The organism is Desulfatitalea tepidiphila (assembly GCF_001293685.1).
Lineage (GTDB): Bacteria > Desulfobacterota > Desulfobacteria > Desulfobacterales > Desulfosarcinaceae > Desulfatitalea > Desulfatitalea tepidiphila.
On sequence record NZ_BCAG01000006.1, the window covers coordinates 474602 to 498857 of the forward strand.

Here is a 24256-nt window from a genome sequence, read left to right on the forward strand (position 1 = left end):
CCGAGGTGGATTGAAAGACGCTATTGGGTCTGGGTTAACAGGGCGGATACATCATATATCGGCAAGATAATACAAACGGATGAGAACTCAACGGCTGAGTGGCGGCGCCGGACGGCTTCACCCCCCCGTCACCCCGAAAAAGCCGTAAATCAGCATATTGAGCCAGTGCCGCAACCCGTCGTAAGAATAATAGCGCCGGGCCACGGCATAGTTGTGTTCGACCATCTGTTTACGCCGCCCTTCGGATTCAAGCGTCTCGCGCACGTGGCGTACGTTCTTTTCGGTCAGGAATCCGTCCATGACGATCACATCAAACCCTCTGGGTTCTATATCGCGCACGAAAATGGCATAGCGATTGATCAGCAAGGGCTTTTTAAAATAGATCGCCTCGAGGAAGGCGTTTCCGAAGCCTTCGTACAAGCTGGGATAGGTAATGAAGTCGGCATGCGGATAGATATCCCAGAGCGAATAAGGGGCGTTGCCGCGGCGGCCATGACCATTGAACGGATCTCTCATCTGCGTGTTGACCAGGCGCAGGTCCACGCCGTGTTCCCGGGCAAAGACCTTGAGCCACTCGGCATATTCGAATCCCTCGTCTCCCGCTTCGTGGGAAATCACCAGTTTGTATCTGGGATCGCCGAGTCGCCGGACCAGTTCGATGGCGTGTTCGATGCCTTTGCGCTGGACGATGCGGGTCGGTTGGAGGATCATCTTATCTTCCGGCGTCAACCCCACCGACTGTTTGAATGCGGCGGCATGGTCTGGATCGATCGGGGTACTGTTTTCAAAATCTAACACATTGGGGATCACGGTCGATGAAATGCCGGTGCGCAGGGCCAGCTCCTCCTGGGCCGCGGAGTTGATCACCACGTGGGCGATGCTGTTGAGCTTGGGCGGAAACGACATGCGCAGAAAATCATCCACCGCATTGACGCTGAAACGGGTGCGCTCCCAGTAAAAATCGTGGTGGTGAGCGATGGTGGGAATCTGGCGCTCGGCGATCAATTCGGTCAGGGCGACGCCCAGGGGAATGTGCAAAGGAATGGTCAGGGCATTTTCAACGATCAGCATGTCGATGGCATACTGCTCGATGAATTCACCCAGAGCCACCTTGATCAGCGTCTTGACCGCATGAATGGTATCGGTGACATTGGATTTGCGGCTCTTGTGGCCGAAAACGCGGTCATTGATCCACTGATTCTTCTCGTGCCGGAAATAGGCTTCGGGCACCAGCATGGAGATTTCCGGGTCCCGATCCAGCTCCCCGGCCAACCAGAAACAGCGGTGACCGGCCTGTTCGAGCACCTGGGCCCACTTGCTGGCCTCCAGGGTCACCCCGTCGGTACCCGCGAAACGGGTGGAGACGAATCCGATGTTCTTGGTCATGTCAGCGCCGTGCATGTGCAACCCACCGCGTGAACATTGCACGCAAGGAGCGATCCTACCCACAGACGTTCAAGGTGCCTCGCAGAAAAGAGAGCAGGCGATCGCGAAGATCGGTCCGGTCCAGGGCATACGAGAGATTGGCCATCTGAAAACCCACCTTGGTGCCGCAATCGAAGCGTTCGCCTTCGTAGCGGTACCCGTAAATCGGCTGCGTCGCCAGCAGCCGCGCCATGGCGTCGGTGATCTGAATCTCGCCGCCGGCGCCGGTCTCCTTGCGCTCCAGGATATCGAAGATTTCCGGCGTCAGGATATACCGGCCGATAATGGCCAGATTGGACGGCGCCTCGGCCGGTGCCGGCTTTTCCACCAGCCCGCGAACCCGGGTAATACGATCTTTTGGTGGATCGGCGTCGAGAATGCCGTAACTGGCCGTGGCCGTCGGGTCGACCTCCTCCACGCAAACCAGGGAGGACTGCAGGCTTTCGAACCGCTCGATCATCTGTTTGAGAACCGGCTTTTCCGATTTCATCAGGTCGTCGGCCAGCAAGACGGCGAACGGTTCGTTGCCGACGATCTTGCGGGCACACCAGATGGCGTGCCCCAGCCCCAATGGCTCGTTTTGACGGGTATAGATAAAGGTTCCCGATTCGGGGACCAGCAGGGTGATCTCCTTGAGGAGGGCATCCTTGCTGCGCGCCATCAAGGTATGTTCCAGTTCGCAAAAATGGTCGAAATGGTCCTCGATGGCCTGCTTGCTGCGCCCGGTCACAAAGATAATTTCGCTGATGCCGGCGTTCAGTGCCTCTTCCACCGCATATTGGATCAGCGGTTTGTCTACGACCGGCAACATCTCCTTGGGCATCGCCTTGGTTGCCGGGAGAAACCGGGTGCCCAAACCTGCGACGGGGAAAACAGCCTTGCGTACCTGCATGGATCGCTCCTTTATGAACGGCGCCCCGCCGGTACGGCAGGGTCGCCCGAATAAGGGATCTTGGACTACTGGCCGCCTAAAGCACCGGCTCGATCCAGCCCAAGGTGTCCTTAGCCCGGCCGTATTGGATGTCTGAAATGATATCGAACAGGCGTTGGGCGACGGGACCGACCTTTCCACCGCCGATGGTGATCACACGATCTTCATACTTGAGCTCGCCCACCGGAGAGACCACGGCCGCCGTGCCCGAACCGAAAATTTCAGAAAGACGCCCGGCCGTGTGGGCCTCGAATACTTCATCGATGCTGATCCTGCGTTCGCTTACCGGCATCCCCCAGGACTTGGCCAGCGCCAGGACCGAATCGCGGGTAACACCCGGCAAGATGCTGCCGTTGAGCATGGGCGTGACCAACTCGCCGTCGATAACGAACAGGATGTTCATCGATCCCACCTCTTCTACATACTTTTGCTCCACGCCGTCCAACCACAACACCTGCGTATAGCCGGCCTCATGGGCCTTTTCGCCGGCCAGCAGGCTGGCGGCATAGTTGGCCATGGTCTTGGTGTCGCCGATGCCGCCGCGTACCGCACGCACATGCTCACGGGTTACCATAATCTTGACCGGATTGAACCCTTCCGGATAGTAGGCGCCCACCGGCGACAGGATGATATAGAAGCGATAGGTATGCGATGCACGCACGCCGAGATAAGGATCGGTGGCGATCACCGTGGGACGGATATAAAGAGAGGTCCCCGGCGCAGACGGCACCCACGCCTGCTCGACGCGCAGCAGCTCCTTGAGCGCCTCGAGGGCAAAGGCTTCGTCGATCTTCGGGATGCAAAGTTTGCCGGCCGAATAGTTCATCCTCTTGAGGTTGGCCTGGGGCCGGAACATCTGGATATGGCCGTCGGCGGTGCGATACGCCTTGAGTCCTTCGAAAATGCCCTGGCCGTAATGAAAAATCATGGTGGCCGGGTCCAGTACGAAAGGCGCATAAGGTTCGATGCGCGCGTTGTGCCAACCCTTATCCGGCGCATAATCCATATTGAACATGTGGTCGGTGAAAAGCGTGCCAAAACCAAGTTTGTTTTCGTCCGGCTTTGACTTCAACTGATCTCTGCGGGTAACGGTTAACTGCATGGACATCTCCTCAAACAATGGAATGGGTACATCGATCGCCGGCTGCAACGGTGCGGACTGGCCGAATTGAAAAACAATAACACCACACCCCATCAACATGCAAGCCTGCAAGCATGCTTTAAGGGATTCTAACTGAATACTATTCATTAAACCCGGCCCGGGTGGACCAGGTGGCCGATGCCACACGCCAAGCGGTCAAGAGCCAGTAAAAATGCACGGCGGGCGGTCCAGAAACTCCCCCGGCCTGCGCCGTGGTCAAACAGTCTGGGCCGCTTGTCCGCCGTTTGCATTTAACTGGCTCTATGACCGCAGGCTCACGTTGCCCTGGCCACCTGCCCCACCCGGGCCTGCCATAACCGTTGCCACGCGAATCTTTTTATCAAACAACTGCTGGGATGCACGCCCTTCAGGGTGAATCACATTCAGTGAGAACGGCTGCCTGCAACCATGCTTTTGGCGGCTATCCGGACAAACCTGAACAATGCCGGCAATTGTCACCGGGCGAGATTCCATCACTTGATGGGACTTGGCCGCTGTCGGCCGTAGGCCATGGTGATTGTTGACACACCTTAAGGATGTTGTTATGGGAATTTGCTTGGCACAAAATGGCGGATTGTTCACACTCGATCGATAGATATCCATTCCGTACCTGTATCTCTGGGATAGAAAGGGTGCCTGCCTACAAATAGGCGAATCGGCCGTTTGTCGATGGGCACAAAAGAGGAAATCGCATGAAAGAAGTGGTTATTGTCAGCGGCGTCCGAACGCCGGTGGGACGTTACATGGGGGCCCTTAAAACTATCGAAGCATACGACCTGGCCGCCCTGGTGATGAATGCCGCGGTGGAAAGGGCCGGGGTCGACCCGGCCGATGTGGACGAAGTGATCTTCGGTCAGGCTTATCAAAACGGTGAATATGTCAACATCGCACGGATGGGACTGCTGACGGCCGGATGGCCGGACACCATCACCGGCGTCACCCTCGACCGCCGCTGCTGCACCGGCCTGGACGTGGTGCGTTTCGCCGCCTCCCTGATCCAGTCCGGAGACGCCGAAATCGTGGTGGCCGGCGGCGTGGAAAGCATGAGCAACGCCGAGTTCTATCTGCCCGGCAACATCAAATGGGGCGTGGGCGGCACCGGTGGCATGCCCCGCGGACACGGCGACCTCAGCATCTGGGGCCTGCGCTTCTACGACCGCATCCAGCGCGCACGGGTCATGTCCCAACCCGAATACCGCTTTGGGGTTCTGCCCTCGATGATGGCCTGGGCCGAAACCGCTGCCGAAGTCGAGCAGATCTCCCGGGAAGCCTGCGATCAGTGGGCTTTGGAAAGCCACCAGAAAGCCTGCGCTGCCATCGCCGCCGGCAAATTCAGCGAAGAAATCATCCCGGTGCCGGTACCCCAGCGCAAGGGTGACCCGATCCTCGTGACCCAGGACGAAAACCCTCGCAGCGACACCACCCTGGCCCAGTTGGCCAAGCTGAAGCCCGTGCTCGGCGGCGTCTGCACGGCCGGCAACTCCTCAACTGAAAACGACGGCGCCGCCGCCGTGGTGGTGACCAGCCGGGAAAAGGCCGAAGCTTTGGGCATCGAACCCATGGCCACCTTCAAGGCTTGCGTGGTGGCCGGCGACGACCCGCGCCACGCTTATCGAACGGTGGCCGTGGCCGCAGACAAGGTCCTGAGAAAGACCGGCGCCACCATCGAACAGATGGAACTGATCGAAATCCAGGAGGCCTTTGCCGCCCAAGTATTGGCCGACCTGAAAGAGATGGGCGTGGGCCCGGATGATTACGGCAAGGTCAATGTCAACGGCTCGGGCATCTCCCTGGGTCATCCCATCGCCGCCACCGGCACCCGCGTGCTGGTCTCCTTGCTGCACGAAATGCGGCGGCGCGGCACCCGCATGGCCATGGAGTGCATCTGTGGCGGTGGCGGCCTGGGCATTGCCGGCATTCTGGAACGGAAATAGTCCGGCATTGCCGGCATCAGCACCACTCAGCGATACGGTTTCGAATAAAAAACTTAAAGGGAGTCAACCATGGATTTCAAACTTTCCAAAGAACATGAAATGTTGCGCAAGGCCGTACAGGATTTCGCCAAGAAGAAAATCGCCCCCTTCGTGGACGAATGGGATGCCAAACATTACCTGCCCATCGAAGAGGTGATTCGTCCCATGGGCGATCTGGGATTTTTCGGCGCCGTCATCGGCGAAGAGTATGGCGGAGAAAACATGGGGTGGCTGGCCGCCTCGATCATCACCGAAGAGATCGCCCGGGTTTCCAGCTCGCTGCGCGTGCAGTACAACCTGTCGGCTTTGGGCTGCGCATTTCCCATCTATAAATACGGTACCGAAGCCGCCAAACAAAAGTATGTGCGCAAGCTGTGCGAAGGCAATTACCTCGGCGGCTTTGCCATCACCGAACCCAATGCCGGCTCGGACATCATGTCCATCGAGACCGAGGCCGAGGAAAAAGAGGACTGTTTCATCCTCAACGGCTCCAAGACCTGGATATCCAATGCCAACCAGGCCGACGTGGTGATCTGCTACGCCTTCACCGACAAGGCCAAAAAAGGCAAAGGGCTCTCGGCCTTCATCGTCGAGCTGCGCAACTTCAACGGCATCAAAACCACCGACCTGGACAAGATGGGCTCCTACTCCTCGCCCACCGGCGAGATCTTCTTCGACGGCACCCGCGTGCCCAAGGAGAACCTGTTGGGCAATGTCGGCGACGGTGCCAAAATCGTCTTCGGTTCCCTGAACAACACCCGCCTGTCGGCGGCCGCCGGCGCGGTGGGCTGTGCCCAGGCCTGCCTGGACATCGCTACCAAGTACTGCAACCAGCGTGTGCAGTTCGGCCAGCAGATCGGCAAGTTCCAGATGAACCAGGACCTGATCGCCCAGATGGTCTGCGACGTGGAAGCGGCCCGCCTGCTGGTCTACAGGGCCTCCCTGCAGAAGGACGCCGGCCAGCTGGGCAACGGCATGGAAGTGGCCCAGGCCAAATACTTCGCCGGCGAAACCGCCATGAAGTGCGCCAACTACGCCCTGCGCATCCTCGGCGCCTACGGCTACTCCACCGAGTATCCCATCGCCCGGTTCTACCGGGACATCCCCACCTACGTCATGGTGGAAGGCTCTGCCAATATCTGCAAGACCATCATCGCCCAGGATCAGCTCGGCTACCGCAAAGCCAACCGGTAACCGACCTGCCACCGGAACGGTCTGTTCGATCTGCGATCCGGAACGCAACAATCCAAAGGCCATCGCCCGATATCGAGCGATGGCCTTCTTGCATTCAGACGATCAGCCGACGGCTCTATTCATCCAGGACCGCACGCACCTTGGCCGCCAGATCCTTGATCTGGTATGGCTTGCCGATGAACCCCCTGGCCCCTGAAACCAACGCCTCGCGGGCATGGCCGTTTTGCGTGTAGCCGCTGGATATGAGCACCCTTGTCGAGGGATCACGAGACAACAGCTCCTGCAAGCTCTTGGTTCCGCCCATGCCGGGCATGTTCAAGTCGAGGAGGATCAATTGGATTTCTCCCTTTTTCCGGTCAAAAATTTCCAGGGCCTGTTCCCCATTCTCCGCCAGGAGCACTCGATACCCGAAGGATTTCAAAATCTCCCGGGTCAAATCCCGTATTTCCGGCTCATCGTCCACCACGAGAACGGTCTCGTTCCCGCCCCGGGGCATGTCCAGGGCAAGAGGGGATTCAGGCAAAAGTTCTTCCTGGTCCAATGCCGGCCAATAGATTTTAAAAGTCGTACCCTGTCCGGGTTCGCTGTAGCATTGGATGTGTCCACCATGGGATTTGACGATGCCGTAAGTCGAGGCCAGACCCAAGCCGGTGCCCTTGCCCACCTCCTTGGTGGTGAAAAACGGGTCGAAGACGTGGGCCAAAGTTTCCCTGGTCATGCCGCATCCAGTATCCGTCACCGTTAAAAGCACGTAAGGGCCAGGCGAGGCTTCCATGCCCATTCCCGTGGCAAGACCGACGTCCAGCAGGATGTTCTTGGTCTCCACCACGAGTTTTCCGCCATGGGGCATAGCGTCCACGGCATTGGCGCCCAGGTTGAGCAAAACCTGCTCCACCTGGACCGGATCCACGTTCACCGGCCAGAGGTTGCCCGCCAAATGCCGTTTGATCAGGATCATCTTGGGGATGGTCCGCTCCAAGATCTTGACGGCTTCGTCCACCTCGCGGTTCAGGTCCAGAGGCTTGCGCTGCACCAAGGCCTTGCGGCCGAACAAAAGCAGTTGCTGAACGAGCCTTCCGGCCCGCTCAATGGATCTGGACACGGTCGCCAAGCGGCTCCCGTCGGGATCACCGGGGTGACTTTTGGCGAGCAGCACCTCAATGTTGCCCCCCATAATCTGAAGCAGGTTGTTGAAGTCGTGAGCCACACCCCCGGCCAGGATACCCAGGGACTCCATCTTTTGGGCCTGGAACAGGGAAAGCTGCAATTTGTCCCGTTCCTCCTCGGCCTTTTTCCGCTCGGTGATGTCCCGGTCAAAGGCGATGCCTAAAAAGCGGCCCTTGTATTCAATATAATTGGTGGTCACCTCCACGGGAAAGAGCCGGCCCTCCTTGGTCCGGTGGCGGCCTTCGAAGGTCATCCGACCCAATCGCTTCAAGTTGATTTTGTGTTGTTCCCAACCCGATGCAGGGAAATCCGGGTCCACATCGAAGACCTTCATTCGCAAAAGCTCATTCTGGGTAAACCCCATGGATGAGCAGGCCGCGCGGTTTGCGTAAATCAGGTGACCCTGGTCATCCACCCAGAGGATGCTGTCCGGAGCTTGATCCATGGCGAACTGGGTCAGGAACATGGCCTCTTCGGCTTGCTTTTTCTGGGTGACGTCCTGCAGAATGAAAATATAATGCGGCACGCCATCGATCAGGATCGGACGGGCCGAATATAGCCCATCGCGATCTGACAGGTTCCTGCAGCGAAACCTGAACTCGCGGTTCAACACATCGCGGCCCTTTTTCAGTTCGGTCAGCAGGGTTCGCCGCTCTTGCGGATCGACCCCGAACCCGCTGGCTGCCATAGCCTGGCCCATAATCTCGCTTCGCTTCCAGCCTGTAGTTTCTTCGAAAGCCGCGTTCACGTCGACGATGATGCCATCGTCCAATCGAATGATAGCAATGGCGTTCGGCGCGGCCATGAAGACCTGGGCAAATTTTTCTTCGGAAAGGCGGGAATTTTCCTCGGCCTGCCTGCGGTCGGTGATATCAAGGACGTAACCTTGAAACAGGACCGCCCCCCCTTCTTCTTCCCGCATCACACTGGCGTTGAGTGACGCCCAAAAAATGGATCCGTTCCGACGAATCATCCGGCACTCATGGTTGGCCACTCGCCCGTTCGCGTGCAAAAGCCGCCGGAATTCATCTCTGTCTTTGAAATCGGCATAGAGCTGTTCACCGATGTCCGTAACGGAACGGAGCATGGCCTGGGGCGTGTCATGGCCATACAGTCTTGCCAGGAGCTGATTGGCGTACAGGAGGCGACCCTCGGGCGTAGAGATAAAAACCCCCACGGGCGCATCCATGAGAAGGTCATGACAGTGTTCGGGGTAGGGACGGACGCTTGAATTGGGTCCATTGGCGGGGAGCCTTCCGGGTTCATTGCGGACTCCTTCACGTCGGTAAGAGAGGCATGTGTATCAGGGATCGACCGGCATTCCGGCATTCTTTTTTGTCGCAAAGATCGTTATGAAAAACAAGCCGAATCGTCTCTTGCCCGGAGTGGACAATGATTGGTACAAAGCGATTGAAAGAACAAGCACGATCCGGGTGTCGTCTGCAAAAAGGCATTAAACCGAAGGTGGCATTGAAAAGGGAGGTCGGCGATGGGAATTCTGTCTTGGATTGTCATGGGCTTGATCGTTGGGGTGCTCGCCAAGTTCATCATGCCGGGCAAAGACCCGGGAGGGATCATCATCACCATTTTGCTTGGCATAGGCGGCGCTTTCGTAGGCGGATTCATTGGATCCTCTCTGGGGCTCGGGCCGGTCACCGGTTTTAATATCGGCAGCATCGTCCTGGCCACAGGCGGCGCCATTCTGCTGCTGGTCGTGTATCGCGCCATCAAGAAGAAATAACCTGCCGTCGCAATCCGACGAGGTTAACGCAAAGGGTGGGCCATGCATCTCTTTTTCGATCTCGACGGCACGCTGACCGACCCATTTGAAGGGATTACCCGCTGCATCGCGCATGCCTTGGCGGTCATGGGTCGGCCGTGCCCCCCGCTTGCCGAGCTGCGCTGGTGCATCGGGCCACCGCTCAGGAAAAGCCTGGCGGTGCTGCTCGGCACGGATGATGATAAACTGGTCGAAGAGGCGGTTTCTGCTTATCGGGAGCGGTTCGGTGCGGTCGGCCTGTTTGAAAATCGGGTCTACGACGGCATCCCCGAAATGCTTCAAACCCTCTCAAGCTTCAGCCACACGCTATATGTGGCCACCGCCAAGCCATGGATTTTCGCCGAACGAATTGTCGATCATTTCGGCCTCAGCGGCCACTTCAAAAGCATCTACGGCTGCGAACTCGATGGCGCACGGGGCGATAAGGCGAGTTTGATCGCCCACATCCTGGATGCTGAATCCATCGATTCGTCCGAAACCGCAATGATCGGGGATCGCGAGCACGACATCATCGGGGCAAAGGCAAACAGGATTCCCGCCTTCGGCGTGCTCTGGGGGTACGGCACCAGGGACGAGTTGGAAGCCTCGGGTGCACGCGCCTGTTTCGGAAGTCCGCGGGAAATCCCAACCGCCTTCAATGGAAAGTCCGATTCCAAATCGCTGTCATTCCCTTCGAGCAGCGCCGCGGACAGGGCGGGCCCAACCGGTAAAGGGGCGCCAGTCTATTGGGATCGACCCCGGCCAGGCAGCCGGCGGCGATGAGGTAGTTGATCAGGGTGGTGCGCACTATGCCCAGCCGGCGCCAGCGCCGGCCCGAGGTGATAGCCGCACCGGGGGCCAGCACGATGCGGCCCAGCCCGGCCATGTTTCGGGCCAGGAAAAGGTCTTCCGCAATGGGCACCTCGGGGAAACCGCCCGCCCGCCAAAAACCTGCTCGACGCATGAACAGGGCCTGGTCGCCGTAAGGCAGCCTGAGCCACCGCACCCGCAGGCGTGCGGCAGCCTCGATCCAGCGCATGGTCCGCCCCTGCAGATCGGTCTTGAACTGGAAGGCGCCCATGGCCACGCGCGGATCCATGAGCACCTCGAACAGCTGCAGATCGAAATCAGCGGACAGGCGGGTATCGGCATGCAGAAAGAGCAGGGCCCGCCCCCGGGCCTTTGCGGCGCCGATGTTCTGCTGCACAGCCCGACCGGGCGACGTGACCAGGACCTCGGCGCCGGCGCGGCGCGCCAGCAGCGGTGTCTGGTCGCGGCTGCCGCCGTCGACCACGAGGGTTTCGACGCCCGGCCGCAAGGTCTGTTCCACGGCTGCGGCGATGCGCGGCGCCTCGTTCAGAGCCGGAATGACGACACTCAGGTAGGGCCGGCGCCAATCATAAGCCGGCCGCCAGGCGCGCAGATCCTCGGGCGTGTCCATGTCGTCGAGGGGCGGCAGCAGGGCCGCCGACAGGCCTTGCCGCCTGGCCAGATCCAGGCTCTGGTCGAGCACCCGGCCGGTCCCCCACGCGATGCCGTCGAACACCCCCGCCGGCCGCCGAGTTCCCACCAGCCAGTAACCGCCGTCCCGGCTCGGCCCGAACACCAGGTCGTGGGAGTCCAGGGCCGCGAAAGCCTGCGCCAGGTGGGATGCGGACAGGCCGGGAACATCGGTTCCCACCAGCACCGCCTGGCGTGCGCCCGTCGCCAGTGCGTTTTCAAGGGCGCTTTGCATGCGTTGGCCCAGATTCCCCTCCTCCTGGGGATAAAGGCCGACCCGCCGGCCGGCCAGCCAACGCCCCATCTGCGCCGGCGTACCGCCGGTATAGGCAAACGCCACCGGCGCCAGACCGGCACGCGTCATCGTCGCCAGGGTTCGCTCGGTCAGTTCGCGCTGAAGCTCGGCCGCCCCCAAAGGCCCGAGCAACGGTATCAACCGGGTTTTGGTCTCTCCCGGGCGCGGATAGCGGCCGAACAGGATGAGTCGGCGTTGGGCGAATGGCGGCGTCATCGACGGGCGGCGTTTCCTTTCCAAGCAGGATATGCAATTTCTATCATGGGTGCAGGCCATAGTCCATTGTCCGGCTTGCCAGCAATTTTGCCTGAATGTGATTCACCCTGAAGGACGTGCTTTTCAATAATATTTTGAAGTTTACACCCGCATCACAATGGAGATGGCAGGCCCGGGTGGGGCAGGTGGCCAGGGCCACGTGAGCCTGCGGTCTTAGAGCCAGTTAAATGCATACGGCGGACAAGCGGCCCAGACTGTTTGAGCGCAGCGAGTTTCTGGGCCGCCCGCCGTGCATTTTACTGGCTCTTGACCGCTTGGCGTGTGGCATCGGCCACCTGTTCCACCCGGGCCGGATTTAATGAATCGCATTCCGTTGGAATCGCTGACGGCCCGCAATTCCGCTTGACGGACCGCACGTTTTCCCCTATCAATCATCGCGATGGATTCAATCAAGCCATCCAAGGCTTGATTCCAAGATGAGTTATGCCATAGGCTCAGCCACCCAGACTCATGTCGGGTGGCTGTTTTCTTTGGGGTAATAAACCGTGAAGCTGCTGGTTATCGACAACTACGATTCGTTCACCTACAACCTGGTGCAGATGTTTCGCCAGTACCCGTTGACGGTGGAGGTCTATCGCAGCGACGCCATCGATCTGGACCGTTCCGAAGCCCTCGGGCCCGATTATATACTGATCAGCCCCGGACCCAAGGATCCGGCCAGCGCCGGCATCTCCATGGACCTGATCCGGCACTGGTACCAACGTGTTCCCATTCTGGGGGTCTGCCTGGGAATGCAGTGCCTCAACGAAGTGTTCGGCGGCCGCACCGTTCCGGCCCGCCACCCCATGCACGGCAAGACCAGCCCGGTCACCCACTTCGGCAAAGGAATCTTCGCCGGTTTGCCCAATCCCTTTCGCGCGGCCCGCTATCACAGCCTGGCCGTATCGCCGGCTCCCGCGGCGCTGGAGAAAGAACTGGTTATCTCCGCCCGCAGCGACGATTACACCATCATGGGGATGTGCCACCAGCGATACCCACTGTGCGGCGTGCAATTCCACCCGGAAAGTTTTCTCACCGAACACGGCTTCACCCTGGTGGAAAACTTTCTCAAACTCGGACCCATGGAAAATCCCCATGACCAACGCATCGCCCACTAAACCGCCGATCCCTCCGGCCACCCTGACCGGCGTGCACGTGCAGCCTTACCCGCTGAAAATGCCGTTCATCGATCTGGCCGCACGCTTCGCCCATCTGCCCGGTACGGTCGTGTTGCTCAGCGGCGGCGAGCAGGACAGTGCCCGCCACCATCTTCTGGGTATCGATCCCTGGATGACGCTGCGAAGCCGCAAAAACCGCATGGCCCTCAGCCTCGACGATCGCTCCTTTGAACTCTCCGGTTCGGCCAGCGATCTGCTTCGCCAGATCGTCGACACGGTGCGGCTGCCCGAGGGCGATTGGCCCGGCCCTCTGGCCGCCGGGCTGATGGGCTACCTGGCCTACGATCTCAAGGACGACATCGAACGGCTGCCCAAAACCAGCGTGGACGACCTGCGACTGCCGCACATGCTGTTAACGGCGCCGTCCCTCGTCGTGGTGCATGATCGAAAAACCGAATCGACCCGGCTGATGGTCCCGTTGCGCCGGGAACCCGAAACCGATGCGGTTCGCATCGTGTCCCGATTCCATGACGCCGTGAACACATTCCCGGTGGAGAGCGAAGCCTTTACCATCGGAGCTCAAGGCCCCTCCGCCAATTTCACGGCCGACGGGTACCGCACTGCGGTGCAGCGGATCATCGACTATATCGGTGCCGGCGATGTCTACCAGGTCAACCTCTCCCAGCGATTCAGCGTGCCATTTCAGGGCAGTGCCTTTGCCTACTTCCGGCGGCTTTTCACCCTGAACCCGGCCCCCTTTTTCGCGTTCGTCCAAGCCGGCGACCACCAGATCGTCTCCACCTCGCCCGAACGCTTCCTGCTGCAAAACGGCCGCCGTGTAGAAACCCGGCCGATCAAAGGGACGCGCCCGCGCGGCGGCACGGCCGAAAAGGACGAGGCCATGCGCCGGGAACTGCTCGAGAGCCCGAAAGACGATGCCGAGCTGTCGATGATCGTCGACCTACTGCGCAACGACATCGGCAAAGTGTGCCGGGCCGGCAGCGTCACGGTGGCCCATCACAAACGCCTGGAGGCCTACGACAATGTCTACCACCTGGTCTCGATCATCGAAGGCGAACTGGATGAAGACCGGAACAGCGCGGATCTGATCCGGGCTGCCTTTCCCGGCGGTTCGATCACCGGCTGCCCCAAGGTTCGCGCCATGGAGATCATCGACGAACTGGAGCCCTGCCGGCGACATGTCTATTGCGGCAGTATCGGCTATATCAGCTTCCACGACACCATGGATCTGTCCATCGCCATCCGCACGGCAACGATCACCGGCGGATCGCTCTGCTTCTCCGTGGGCGGCGGCATCGTCTTCGACTCCGACCCCCAGGCCGAATACGAAGAGACCCTTCACAAGGGCCGAACCCTTATGGCCGCGTGCCAGAACGAATGCACGCTGCCGGCGCCCGAGACCATCGTGTGGCACAACGGTCGACTGATGCGTGCGGCGGATACCCGCGTCTCCATCGCCGACCAGGGCCTGCTCTATGGCTTCGGCCTCTTCGAAACCATACGGGTGGATCGCGGCGCCGTCCCACTGCTCGACGGCCACGTGGCCCGCTTCGACCGCAGTTGGCGCGCCCTGATGCCCGACGACCCGCCCGACCTGACATGGGCCGACGTCATTGCCCAGGTGGTCGCCGCCAATGACCTGTCCCGACGCTGCGCCGCCGTTAAAATTCTGGCCACCCGCGGCAGCCGCGATCGAGCGCCCTGGGACCATGCCCTGTTCGTGACCGCGCGACCCTACAGCCACCGGCTGAAGACGCTGAACACACCCGGCATCAGACTAGGCACCTTCCCCCACCCACGCCAGAGCCCCCTGGCCGGCCACAAGACCCTCAACTATCTTTACTACCTGAAAGGCGGTCAATGGGCCAGGGAGAACGGATACGACGAAGCACTGGTGCTCAATCCGGACGGAAGCGTTTCGGAGACACACACCGCCAATCTTCTGATCGTAAACAGCGCCGAAGTGATCCGCCCCGCATCGCCGACCGTCCTGCCAGGCGTGATGGCCGAAGCCGCCTGCCGGCTGCTGGCTCAGTGGGGATATCGTATCCACGAAACCATCGTCCGGCCCGAAATGCTGCTTCAGGCCGACCAGGTACTCGCCGCCAATGCCCTGATGGGGACCGTGCCGGTCATCGGCGTCGATAACAAGGTCCGCCCCGAAGGCGGAGATCTCTGGCGACGAGTCAACGACGCGATTCTTCCCCATTGGAACGCAGACTGAATGCGCCTTCGGTGCAAGGAAACATTCGAGCCCTACAATTTGATGACCCCGTCTCCGGTCATTGCTCTGAATCGCCCAAAAAAGCACAAGATCCAGCCACGCGAAATTTTGGGTTGACAGCCCGTTCTATTTTTCCTAAGTCATCCGCGAACGTCGACATGACGAAAAGCGGCTCAGCGGGTATCCCATCATCGCAACCATTAACGCCCTTGAGCCCCGCGATAGCGATAATCGCGTCTTGCCCTGCCGCGCAGGTATGTCCGAAAGCCCGTCTGGCTTTAAGACCCGATCGGTCCGATCGCTCTCATATCTGAAGCATGTCTCGGAACCTCCGCCCATCTCTCATGGGACCGCGCGGCGAGATGAACAGGCTGTCACACACGCCAATCGACCATTTCTGAAACGTGAGGATCTCCCACTCTGTGTTGCGTTGTCTTTTTTTGCGTCACGGCGGCGACTCGACCGCGGCGCGTATGTTCTTCCGGCGTGCGAACGCATTCTGACGGAAATCGATGGTTCATCCCAATGTTATCCGGGCTGATCCTTTTGCGAAGGATGCCCCAACCCAAGTAAAGAAGAAAAAGAAAAGGAGGAATCCCCATGCCGACCCCAGCTTACCTGACCATCCAAGGCGCCAGCCAGGGCCACATCACCGAAGGCGCTTTTACCATCACCAGTGTGGGAAACGTCTACCAGGAGGGCCACGAAGACGAAATCCTGATCCAGGGATTCAAACACGAGGTGACCGTACCGACCGATCCGCAGAGCGGGCAGCCTACCGGCCAACGCGTGCACCGACCCCTGGTCGTCACCAAGGTGTTCGACAAATCTTCGCCCATGCTCTACACGGCACTCTGCTCGGGCGAAAAGCTCAACACCTGCACGCTCAAATGGTTCCGGACAGATCCGTCCGGCACTCAGGAGCACTACTTCACCATCGAGCTCGAAGACGCGATCATCACCGACATCACAGCGCACATGCCCAATTGCCAGGACCCGGGAATGGTCCACTTCACCCATCTGGAAGAAGTCTCCTTCACCTACCGAAGCATCACCTGGACCCATGAAGCGGCCGGAACCTCGGGCTCGGACGACTGGCGGTCACCCAAAGAGTAAGCACGGAGGCAAAATGGCCGGTCACACGGCATCCAATCAATCCCGCTTTCACTTCCGGGCCGGCGGCATCTCTTTTAGGGTGGCCGCCTTCAAGGCCCGGGAGGACCTGTCCGAGTTGTACCGTGTGGAGTTGAATCTGGCCGTCGAAGAAGAGATCGAAACGGATGCGGCCTTGGGCCATAGCGGTCTGCTGACCATCGACAGCAACGATGGCGATCGGTTCTTCCATGGCGTCGTATACCTCTGCCGGCACACCGGTCGATCGGGACGGTTCCATCTTTACGACGCTCTGCTGATGCCACAGGCCGCCCTGCTCGATCTGCGCCACGACTGCCGGATCTTCCAGGATCTGGATGTGCCCGGTATCGTGGCCCAGGTCTTCGAGGAGGCCGGCATCACTCCAGAGGCCTATGTCTTCCGTCTTCAAGAGAAGTATATCCGGCGAAATTATTGTGTACAGTACCGCGAAAGCGATCTGCATTTCATCCGCCGCCTGCTGGCCGAAGAAGGCATCTTCTTTTTCTTCGAACACGGCCGGGATCAGCATCGGATGGTCTTTGGCGACGGCACGGTGTGTTATCCCCCCCTTCCCGACGGAGAACCGATATCGCTGAACCCTGGAGGCGGTCTATCGGCCGACCGGGAGACCATCCTGACGATCCAGCACGAGCGACGCATCACGAGCGGCCGCTATACCCAGCGCGATTTCAACTTCAAAAAGCCGGCCCTTGACCTCACCACCGGCGATCAGTGCGACCGCTTCGCCCGCCTCGAACGCTACGATTATCCCGGCATCTATGCACTGCCCGAAAATGGCCGCCGACTGGCTAGGGTACGCCTGGAGCAGACGGTGATGACCCGCCGCACGATCAAGGGGCAGGGCGTGGTGGCCCGCTTTGTTCCCGGGTTTACGTTCCATTTGGACAGCGGCGATAGTGCAGGAGATTTTCTGCTCCAGTCGATCGTTCACCGCGGCGAGCAGCCCCAGGTGCTGGCCGAACGAAGCGACCATGGCCGGGGCACCCGATATATCAACGACTTCGAGGCGCTGCCCGCCGATGTGCCTTTCCGACCCGCACCTATGCAAAAGCCTACGGTTCCGGGTGTCCAGACCGCCATCGTCTCCGGACCCAAAGACGAAGAAATTTACACCGACCGGTACGGGCGGGTAAAGGTCCGTTTTCACTGGGACCGCCGGGGTCGGTCCGGCGATCGCAGCTCGTGCTGGTTGCGGGTGAGCCAGAGCTGGGCCGGCACGGGCTGGGGCAGCATGTTCATCCCGCGCATTGGCCAGGAGGTGGTGGTCGACTTCCTCGAAGGCGACCCGGATCGCCCCCTGATCACCGGCCGGGCCTTTCACGGCGAAAATCCGCCACCCTACGACCTGCCCGCCCACAAAAGCATCTCTACGTTCAAAAGCCTCTGTACACCGGGCGGCGGTGGCTTTAACGAAATCCGTTTCGAGGATCGACATGCGCAAGAACACATCTTCGTCCATGCCCAGCGGGACATGGACCTGCAAGTAAACAACGACCGACGCACCCGCGTGGGCGCCAATGCCCACACTCGCATCGAAAAGGATGTGATCGAAGCGATTGCGGGCGACGCCCACCTCACAGTTCACGCCGACAGCATCCAGCAGGTCGACGGCAGCGTGTCCCAAACCGTCGGCCGCGACCGTCAGGAGAGGGTCGCCGGCCATTACGGCCTGGCCAGCGATCGCCAGATCCATATCGACGCCGGCACCGAATTGTTGATTTCGGCCGGCAAGACCCTGACCCTCAAGGCCGGGGCCGGATTCATGACCATCGATGCGGACGGGGTGTCGCTGGTCGGCCCCCGCATCAAGCTCAACAGCGGTGGCAGCCCGGGAACGGGCCGCGGCTGTATTGTCCAGGCCCCGCGGCAGCCCCAGGAGGTGATCGGGGCGTTGCCCGGCCAAACCGATGGTCCACCGGCCGCCGGAAGAGATTCACACGGGAAAGCGTCACCCGATGATGTGGCCATGGAACCGAATCGGAAAAACGACTGCAACCTGCCCGATGTCGAAAACCTGTCGGCTTGCTTTCAGCATGCAAAGACCCTGGCCGATTCCAAAATCGATCTGTCCGCATGGTTGCAAACAGGCTATGACATCGACGGCCCGACGCGGATGACAAAACCCGGGCCGCTCGATTCGTCTTTCAACGCCATCTGGAACCGGGACGTGCCGACTGGAGAGTATGGCCTGCGCCTGAATGGTTTTTGCCTTGATGCGGAGGCGATCAAGGGATCTCAAGGGATGGAAACACAGGACAAATGCGATGATTCATGAGCGCATCCACCGTATCGACATCGGGTGGCAGGATCTGTTCAAGCCGATCCAGGGACTCAAGACCGCACCGGAGAATGATCCATTGATCAATCAGATCGCCATCCGCAAGGAGACCCTGCCCATCATCCTGGTTCCCGGCATCATGGGCAGCCGTCTCAAACAAGCCGCGGGTGGGGATAAGGTGTGGGATCCGGATGCCAAGGGATTCATGCTGATAAAGTATGGGCGGATTTTTATCACCCCCGAGGATCGCAAAAAGTATCTCATCGGGGATACAATTTACAGCGATGGTTTCCTGGTCGTCGATCCGGACAACGCCGAAGTGCCCGAACCGGGAAGAGATCGCGGATGGGGCACGGTGGCCTGGCAGCATTACGGCAGCCTGCTCGGCGCCCTGGCCGGCCACGAGTGGCCCGCGACTTTGGATGTCTGCTTCGACCTTCCGGTGTACGCCTTCGGCTACAACTGGACCGATTCCAGCCACGCCTCGGGCCGGGCCCTGGCGGACTACATCGACCGGGTGATCGATGAACAGGGCCGGATCCAGCCCTGCCGGCAGGTGATCCTGGTGACCCACTCCATGGGCGGGCTGGTGGCCCGCTCGGCCTGCAAGCTGCACGGCGCCGAATCCAAAGTGCTGGGGGTGCTGCACGGCGCCCAGCCCGCCTTCGGGGCCCCGGCCGCCTACCAGCGCATCAAGCACGGGTTCCGGGAGCTGGACGGCTCGCTGTGGGACTGGCTGTGCCATCCGATCCGCAAGATCTCCGACACGCTCACCGAACGGGTGCTGGGCGACGAAGGCCCTGAGGTGACCCTGCTCATGGCCCACATGCCCGGCGGCCTGGAGCTGCTGCCCACCCGGGCGTACCGCACCAACGAGGGCCGCGCCGAGTGGCTGCACTACCGGGGCCGCCACGGCCACAGCCTCGATCTGCCCCGCCGGGGCGATCCCTACGACGAAATCTACGGCGCCAAAGAGGCCCCCTTTCGCTTGATCGATCCCCGGTGGCTGGGAGAAAAAACCAGTCGCAAAAACAGCCGCCATACAAGTGAAGACAAAAGTGCGTGGCACAATTTCTCCTTCAATTTAAACAAGGCCAAGGTATTCCATGAGAATCTCGGCAACTACGCCCATCCCGAAACCTACCAGTTTTACGGTACGGCGCTCGAAACCCCAGATCGCATCGAAATCGGCTGCCAGAAGTTTTCCGGCCGGCAGCTCTTCGACCTGCAGCATCTGGAGGGCAAGCACTTTTTCGAGTTCCGCGACGCGCACAACCAGGTGATCGATACCGATCGCGATATGTATCTGGACGATCCGGCGGCCTTCGAGATCCCCAACCGCTGGCACACCGAATCGATCTGGGCTTACGCGGTATCGCCGCCCACAGGCTCGGGCGACGGCACGGTGCCCGACGCATCGGGCCGTGCCCTGGCCGCCCGCCCCAGTTTTTACGACAAGGGCCCCGACGGAACGGTGTCCATCGATGCCGACGATGAAAACGACCATGCCCGAACCCACGACCGGATCTTTAACACGGCGACGGCCCGGCACATCACGATAAAGGTGATTGAAAACCTATGCAAAGCCAAGATCAGACACGAAACCGGCGCATGAGCCCCATCTTTTGCAGATGGGCGGCCGCCCTGGCAACAGTTGCCATCATGGCCGGCTGCGCCCCAACGAACAGGAACCAACCCATGCACCGTTTCAACGAACACACGCGCACCTGCGGCGTCGGCCGCTTTGTCGTCGACATCCCTGCCGCCATGACCTTTTCCGGCGGATACTCTTTTCAGGGTCGCAAAATCGAGGAAATCGTCTGGCAAGACAAAGAAGACCCCCTAAATACTTGGAACCATCACATTGAAAAAATTAACCGACGCGAGGCGCCTAAAGGGGTGTCCAGTGCGCTCATCGAAGAGCGGGAGATCGCTGGAATCGGAGTGTGGTGTAAAACGGTACTATACTTCAATGAACCGTTGGATCCCCACTATGGCGCCATGGATTTGTTGCTCAATACGGGTCCAACCGGCTTATGGATCAAGGCGTGGGACAAAAAGCTCTCTGCCAAGGAGACGATCTATGAAATTTCCACCGACATCGCCCGGGCCTATCGTGCCCCGGAAAAGCGGTTCAACCGTGTCGAGGTCGTCGACGGCCGCGATGCCTTTTACCTGCGGTACGGTGCCGTCGATCTGCCCTTCGAATATAAAGAGAGCGTGGATATCGTCTTTCGGGAACATGCGTTGGACGATCGGCTCAAAATTCATATCATGACCTGGGTGGTGCACGAGGAAAACAAGATCGGCCTGTTGGAGCGGGCGGCCAACTCCCTGATGATGAAGCTCGTCGGAGATCTGAAGATCGAGAAGCTGCGTTCCGGCCAGCGCACGGTCGCAGGCCTGCCGGGCGAAGAGTTGATCGAAAGATTTACGGAAAACGGCCGCAATACCCTGTCCTTCACCTGGATGCATTTGGGGAAAAAGGATTCCGCCCATTGGCCCAGGGTCGTCGTCGATATGGAATCCAGGGACGGACACCTGGAAGAAAAACTATACCTGTGGGATGCGCTCCTCGATTCCATGTGCGCGGCAGGCAGACAGGATCGCTGACCGACATCTCAAAGGATCATAACGATGAAGGAGGACCCCTTGCCCGGTTTGGCCCGGCTCGGAGACAAGGCCCGCGCGGAAAAAGACAGCCACGGGTGTCCGGAATGCAGCCATACGGTGATCGGCCCCGCCGTGACCGGGTCCGACACCGTCCTGATCAATCAAAAACCCGCATTGCGATTGGGCGACACGGGAAAGCACGCCCAGTGCTGCGGCGCCAATGTCTGGACCGTGGCCGGGGCGAGCCAGTCGATTTATATCGACGGCCGGCCAGCAGCCCGGGTGGGCGACATCACCCGGCATTGCGGCGGCATGGGCGCTATCGTGGAGGGCAGCCCTGACATCGAAGCCGGCGAATAACCGCCTCGTCATTCCCTCCAAACCCCTGGGCTGTCCGGGGGCGGCATCTCCCTGACCCCACCTTGTCTTTGCACCCGAATCCGGATATAGCCCACATCATCATGAACGAAATGGCCCCACTGGAAAAACTGCGCATCGCCGATCCGGAGACTCATGTCCGGGTGACCGGACGACTGGCATTGCTCGCCGACCGGCCCGATGACGAATGGCTTGCCCGGGTGGTGGATGACATGATCTGGGCGCTGACCCAGGAGGCCGGCCTGGGCCGCTCTGTCAGCGACGGTTTGATGCGCCTGGTCGAACGGGGCGATCCATCCAAAACGACCGTTTACATGGATCGGGTCCGCGAAGCCACCCGCACTGGTCCGGCGTTGGGGCGCATCCTGGCCGACCACCTGGCCGCGGTCCTCTTAGCCGATCCTCCGCTGCTCGAACCCTTCACACACGCCCTGGCGATCATGCGCACCAAGGGCACCTATACCCTCAAAGAGCCCCTGGCCGTCCTGACCGAGCTGCTCCAAGCGGGCGAGGGGGCATCGGCCCGGGCCTATCTGGAACTCCTGTCAACGCTTTTCGAACAGCAGATCAGTTACAACCTGAGCGTCCGGCTGGTCTATGTGGTTCCCAGGGCGGTGCGAAGCTTTGTGCCGCGACGCCGGGCCGCCCAGATCGAAGCCTTTGTCCGGGTGGTGGCGATCGATCTGCAACTGGTGGACGCCTTTCTGGAAGGGATGCAAAACGGATTGGGACTTCTGGCGCCCCGGGACCTGAACGATTACCTCGACCAGGCCCTGGCCAGATATCGCCAATCGGCCAATGCAGGTCTCGCCTTTATCGGGTTGTCCTCCAAGGCGGGCCAGGCGGCCTATGCCCGACTGCTCGTGGTGGTGCCCCTCGCCCAGGTCAAGGGCCCTCTTGACCGCTACCTCAATGCCCGAATCGGTCGGCCGGTGCCCGTCAAGGCGCTCTCGGGCCCCACTCGAACGGACATTCAATGGATCGCCTCGGATGGCAGAACGATCTATCTGGCCGACGAGATCGACCGCTTCGAACGCCGCGACGACAACCTTCAACTGGCCAAAATCCTGGTCCGCCTGGAAGCCGGATATTTCGAAAACGGCACCTTTGCCTTCGATCTCGAGAAAGCTGTGGATCTCTATCCCGAGGTGGCCGAACACAGCACCCGACGGGAGCAGGCCGCCGACGCGACGGCGAACGATGTCCTGCGGTTTATCAACGGCTTCGACCATCCCGGCCTGGCCGAGGATCTTTTCGAACTCTTCGCCCAGACCCGAAACACGGGCTACCTGGCCGGCCATTATCCTGGCTTGATGAAACAGGCCCTGCCCCTGCTGCGGGCCGAAGCGCTGCTTCTGAAGCGATCCTCATCCAGATCATCTGTTCTGGTGGGACTCTACGATCACCTGGTGCTGGATATGCCGATCGGACCCGCCGGCACGTACCGGCACCCTGCTCCTCTTTTTCACAAACGGGCCGCAACGTGGCGCGGCCACCTGAACGCGAACGCCCCGATCGAATGCTGCGCTCGACTGGTCTGCCTGGCCTATGACGACTTCATCGCGGAATTGCGCGCCTCGCACCGGCGATACGACCGGTTGACCACCCCCTTCGGACGCCGCCTGCACTGGGACCTGGTCGCCAGGGCTTCGGCCGAACAGCAAATGCAAGCCGCAAGGGTCAAGATCCGGCTGGCCGAACAGGGGCTCTCCGTCTATCTGTCCGACGTGCAGGACAAACTGAGCGACGGGCAGGGCCGCCTCTCCGCCGAGGACGTGCGCAGCCTCGTCTTGTCGCGCGCCCGGATCAGGGGCCGCCAGGCCGCCTTGTCCCTCGATTTGAACGAGGCTGACCTGAATCTTCTGCTGGAAAAGGCCGGGGTTCAATCGGCGGGGGTGTCCGGCGACGATACGACCGGGTTTCGTTACCCGGAGTGGAACGACCAACTCCAGGACTATCTGCATGATCATGTCCGTGTGCAGGAGTCGGTGGTGCCCGCCGGCGGCAACGGCGATTTTTACCGTCGCACCCTGGATCATTACCGTGGTCTGGTGGCGCACATCCGCAGGGCTTTCGAGTATCTCAAACCCGAGGGCTTGACCATCCTGCGGCAGTGGCCGGACGGCGACGCCTTCGACCATCGCGCTCTCATCGACTTTGCGGTGGACCTGCGCTCCGGCCGCACGCCTTCGGACCGCCTCTTCATCAAACGGCTCAAACACGAACGGGACGTGGCCGTCCTGCTGTTGGTCGATCTATCGCGATCCACGGCCAATCCTGTCGTCGGGGGAAGAGGCACGGTACTGGAGGTCGCCAAGGAGGCCCTGGTGCTTTTTTGCGAAGCCCTCCAGGTGGTGGGAGACACCTTTGCCATCGCCGGGTTCTCAGGCACCGGCCGTCACTCGGTGGACTATTTCCGCATCAAAGGGTTCGACGATCCCTTCGCCGGAAAGGTTCAGGCGCGCTTGTCGGCCCTCACGCCCCAACGCAGCACCCGCATGGGCGCCGCCATCCGCCACGCCACCGCCTGCCTGGCGCCGGTGCCGTCGCGGGTGAGACTGATCATCATCGTCAGCGACGGCTTTCCCAACGACCTGGGCTACAAGGCCGACTACGCCATCGCCGACACCCGGCGCGCGGTGCAGGAGGCCCGCGCCAAAAGCATTCATGTCAAGGCCATCACCGTCAACATCGGCAGCGATCCGAGACTCGACGATCTCTACGGACGCCTGCACCACCATGTCATCGGAGATGTGCGCGAATTGCCCGACAAGCTGGTCCGGTTGTACGGCACCCTGACCAAGCGGTTATAAGGACCATTCTTTTCCC

General features: G+C 60.4%; 16 protein-coding genes and 1 pseudogene. 12 read left to right on the forward strand and 5 right to left on the reverse strand.

Going from position 1 to position 24256, the window contains the following annotated elements; all coding sequences use genetic code 11:
* Window positions 1-117: 117 nt before the first annotated feature.
* The 3 genes from DFT_RS22055 to DFT_RS22065 all read right to left on the reverse strand — a co-directional run bounded on the left by DFT_RS22055 (window position 118) and on the right by DFT_RS22065 (window position 3458).
* Window positions 118-1401: a glycosyltransferase family 4 protein gene (locus tag DFT_RS22055; RefSeq protein WP_200907127.1), complete on the reverse strand. Its 1284-nt coding sequence runs from the start codon at window positions 1399-1401 to the stop codon at window positions 118-120.
* A gap of 40 nt (window positions 1402-1441) precedes the next feature.
* Window positions 1442-2317, reverse strand: coding sequence for a UTP--glucose-1-phosphate uridylyltransferase GalU (gene galU / locus DFT_RS22060; protein WP_054033389.1), 876 nt, complete (start codon window positions 2315-2317; stop codon window positions 1442-1444).
* Between the two features lie 76 nt (window positions 2318-2393).
* On the reverse strand, window positions 2394-3458 hold the full coding sequence (locus DFT_RS22065; protein ID WP_054033390.1) for a branched-chain amino acid aminotransferase: 1065 nt from the start codon (window positions 3456-3458) through the stop codon (window positions 2394-2396).
* 731 nt (window positions 3459-4189) lie between these two features.
* On the opposite strand from DFT_RS22065, the gene DFT_RS22070 reads away from it, so the two are divergent.
* On the forward strand, window positions 4190-5431 hold the full coding sequence (locus tag DFT_RS22070; RefSeq protein ID WP_054033391.1) for a thiolase family protein: 1242 nt from the start codon (window positions 4190-4192) through the stop codon (window positions 5429-5431).
* A 69-nt stretch (window positions 5432-5500) separates the two neighbouring features.
* Window positions 5501-6664, forward strand: coding sequence for a glutaryl-CoA dehydrogenase Acd (gene acd, locus DFT_RS22075; RefSeq protein WP_054033392.1), 1164 nt, complete (start codon window positions 5501-5503; stop codon window positions 6662-6664).
* Between the two features lie 115 nt (window positions 6665-6779).
* Here acd and DFT_RS22080 read toward each other — a convergent pair whose 3' ends face one another.
* Complete coding sequence (locus DFT_RS22080; protein WP_076750829.1) at window positions 6780-9020, reverse strand: hybrid sensor histidine kinase/response regulator; 2241 nt, start codon at window positions 9018-9020, stop codon at window positions 6780-6782.
* A gap of 300 nt (window positions 9021-9320) precedes the next feature.
* On the opposite strand from DFT_RS22080, the gene DFT_RS22090 reads away from it, so the two are divergent.
* Complete coding sequence (locus tag DFT_RS22090; RefSeq protein ID WP_054033397.1) at window positions 9321-9572, forward strand: GlsB/YeaQ/YmgE family stress response membrane protein; 252 nt, start codon at window positions 9321-9323, stop codon at window positions 9570-9572.
* A 42-nt stretch (window positions 9573-9614) separates the two neighbouring features.
* A complete protein-coding gene (locus DFT_RS26870) occupies window positions 9615-10373 on the forward strand; it encodes an HAD family hydrolase (RefSeq protein ID WP_076750830.1) in 759 nt (252 codons plus the stop codon).
* 4 nt (window positions 10374-10377) lie between these two features.
* Here the strand turns inward: DFT_RS26870 and DFT_RS22100 are convergent.
* Window positions 10378-11661: pseudogene (locus tag DFT_RS22100) on the reverse strand (TIGR04283 family arsenosugar biosynthesis glycosyltransferase); the annotation flags it as partial.
* Window positions 11662-12146: 485 nt separating this feature from the next.
* Here DFT_RS22100 and DFT_RS22105 point away from each other — a divergent pair.
* The 8 genes from DFT_RS22105 (at window position 12147) to DFT_RS22140 (ending at window position 24240) form a co-directional block, all read left to right on the forward strand.
* A complete protein-coding gene (locus tag DFT_RS22105; RefSeq protein ID WP_076750831.1) occupies window positions 12147-12758 on the forward strand; it encodes an anthranilate synthase component II in 612 nt (203 codons plus the stop codon).
* The gene (pabB, locus tag DFT_RS22110) at window positions 12736-15003 is read left to right on the forward strand and encodes an aminodeoxychorismate synthase component I (protein ID WP_054033402.1); all 2268 of its coding nucleotides are present in this window, start codon (window positions 12736-12738) and stop codon (window positions 15001-15003) included. The genes DFT_RS22105 and pabB overlap by 23 nt, the downstream gene beginning before the upstream one ends.
* A gap of 600 nt (window positions 15004-15603) precedes the next feature.
* Window positions 15604-16119 carry an Hcp family type VI secretion system effector gene (locus DFT_RS22115; protein ID WP_054033404.1) on the forward strand — a complete coding sequence of 172 codons (516 nt, stop codon included), beginning with the start codon at window positions 15604-15606 and terminating at the stop codon, window positions 16117-16119.
* Window positions 16120-16132: 13 nt separating this feature from the next.
* Window positions 16133-18433, forward strand: coding sequence for a type VI secretion system Vgr family protein (locus DFT_RS22120; protein ID WP_054033406.1), 2301 nt, complete (start codon window positions 16133-16135; stop codon window positions 18431-18433).
* The gene (locus DFT_RS22125; RefSeq protein WP_054033408.1) at window positions 18423-20051 is read left to right on the forward strand and encodes an alpha/beta hydrolase; all 1629 of its coding nucleotides are present in this window, start codon (window positions 18423-18425) and stop codon (window positions 20049-20051) included. The genes DFT_RS22120 and DFT_RS22125 overlap by 11 nt, the downstream gene beginning before the upstream one ends.
* Window positions 20048-21049 carry a T6SS immunity protein Tli4 family protein gene (locus DFT_RS22130; RefSeq protein WP_152972116.1) on the forward strand — a complete coding sequence of 334 codons (1002 nt, stop codon included), beginning with the start codon at window positions 20048-20050 and terminating at the stop codon, window positions 21047-21049. The genes DFT_RS22125 and DFT_RS22130 overlap by 4 nt, the downstream gene beginning before the upstream one ends.
* Window positions 21050-21073: 24 nt before the next feature.
* A complete protein-coding gene (locus tag DFT_RS22135) occupies window positions 21074-21409 on the forward strand; it encodes a PAAR domain-containing protein (protein WP_076750832.1) in 336 nt (111 codons plus the stop codon).
* Between the two features lie 101 nt (window positions 21410-21510).
* Window positions 21511-24240 carry a nitric oxide reductase activation protein NorD gene (locus DFT_RS22140; RefSeq protein WP_054033412.1) on the forward strand — a complete coding sequence of 910 codons (2730 nt, stop codon included), beginning with the start codon at window positions 21511-21513 and terminating at the stop codon, window positions 24238-24240.
* The last annotated feature ends 16 nt before the right edge of the window (window positions 24241-24256 follow it).

Bases quoted from the DNA above. Each gene is read 5' to 3' on its own strand.
- DFT_RS26870 (WP_076750830.1), top strand. From the start codon at position 9,615: ATGCATCTCTTTTTCGATCTCGACGGCACGCTGACCGACCCATTTGAA.
- DFT_RS22125 (WP_054033408.1), top strand. From the start codon at position 18,423: ATGATTCATGAGCGCATCCACCGTATCGACATCGGGTGGCAGGATCTG.
- DFT_RS22120 (WP_054033406.1), top strand. From the start codon at position 16,133: ATGGCCGGTCACACGGCATCCAATCAATCCCGCTTTCACTTCCGGGCC.
- DFT_RS22130 (WP_152972116.1), top strand. From the start codon at position 20,048: ATGAGCCCCATCTTTTGCAGATGGGCGGCCGCCCTGGCAACAGTTGCC.
- DFT_RS22070 (WP_054033391.1), top strand. From the start codon at position 4,190: ATGAAAGAAGTGGTTATTGTCAGCGGCGTCCGAACGCCGGTGGGACGT.
- galU (WP_054033389.1), bottom strand. From the start codon at position 2,317: ATGCAGGTACGCAAGGCTGTTTTCCCCGTCGCAGGTTTGGGCACCCGG.
- DFT_RS22135 (WP_076750832.1), top strand. From the start codon at position 21,074: ATGAAGGAGGACCCCTTGCCCGGTTTGGCCCGGCTCGGAGACAAGGCC.
- pabB (WP_054033402.1), top strand. From the start codon at position 12,736: ATGACCAACGCATCGCCCACTAAACCGCCGATCCCTCCGGCCACCCTG.
- DFT_RS22115 (WP_054033404.1), top strand. From the start codon at position 15,604: ATGCCGACCCCAGCTTACCTGACCATCCAAGGCGCCAGCCAGGGCCAC.
- DFT_RS22080 (WP_076750829.1), bottom strand. From the start codon at position 9,020: ATGGATGCGCCCGTGGGGGTTTTTATCTCTACGCCCGAGGGTCGCCTC.
- DFT_RS22140 (WP_054033412.1), top strand. From the start codon at position 21,511: ATGAACGAAATGGCCCCACTGGAAAAACTGCGCATCGCCGATCCGGAG.
- DFT_RS22090 (WP_054033397.1), top strand. From the start codon at position 9,321: ATGGGAATTCTGTCTTGGATTGTCATGGGCTTGATCGTTGGGGTGCTC.
- acd (WP_054033392.1), top strand. From the start codon at position 5,501: ATGGATTTCAAACTTTCCAAAGAACATGAAATGTTGCGCAAGGCCGTA.
- DFT_RS22065 (WP_054033390.1), bottom strand. From the start codon at position 3,458: ATGCAGTTAACCGTTACCCGCAGAGATCAGTTGAAGTCAAAGCCGGAC.
- DFT_RS22055 (WP_200907127.1), bottom strand. From the start codon at position 1,401: ATGCACGGCGCTGACATGACCAAGAACATCGGATTCGTCTCCACCCGT.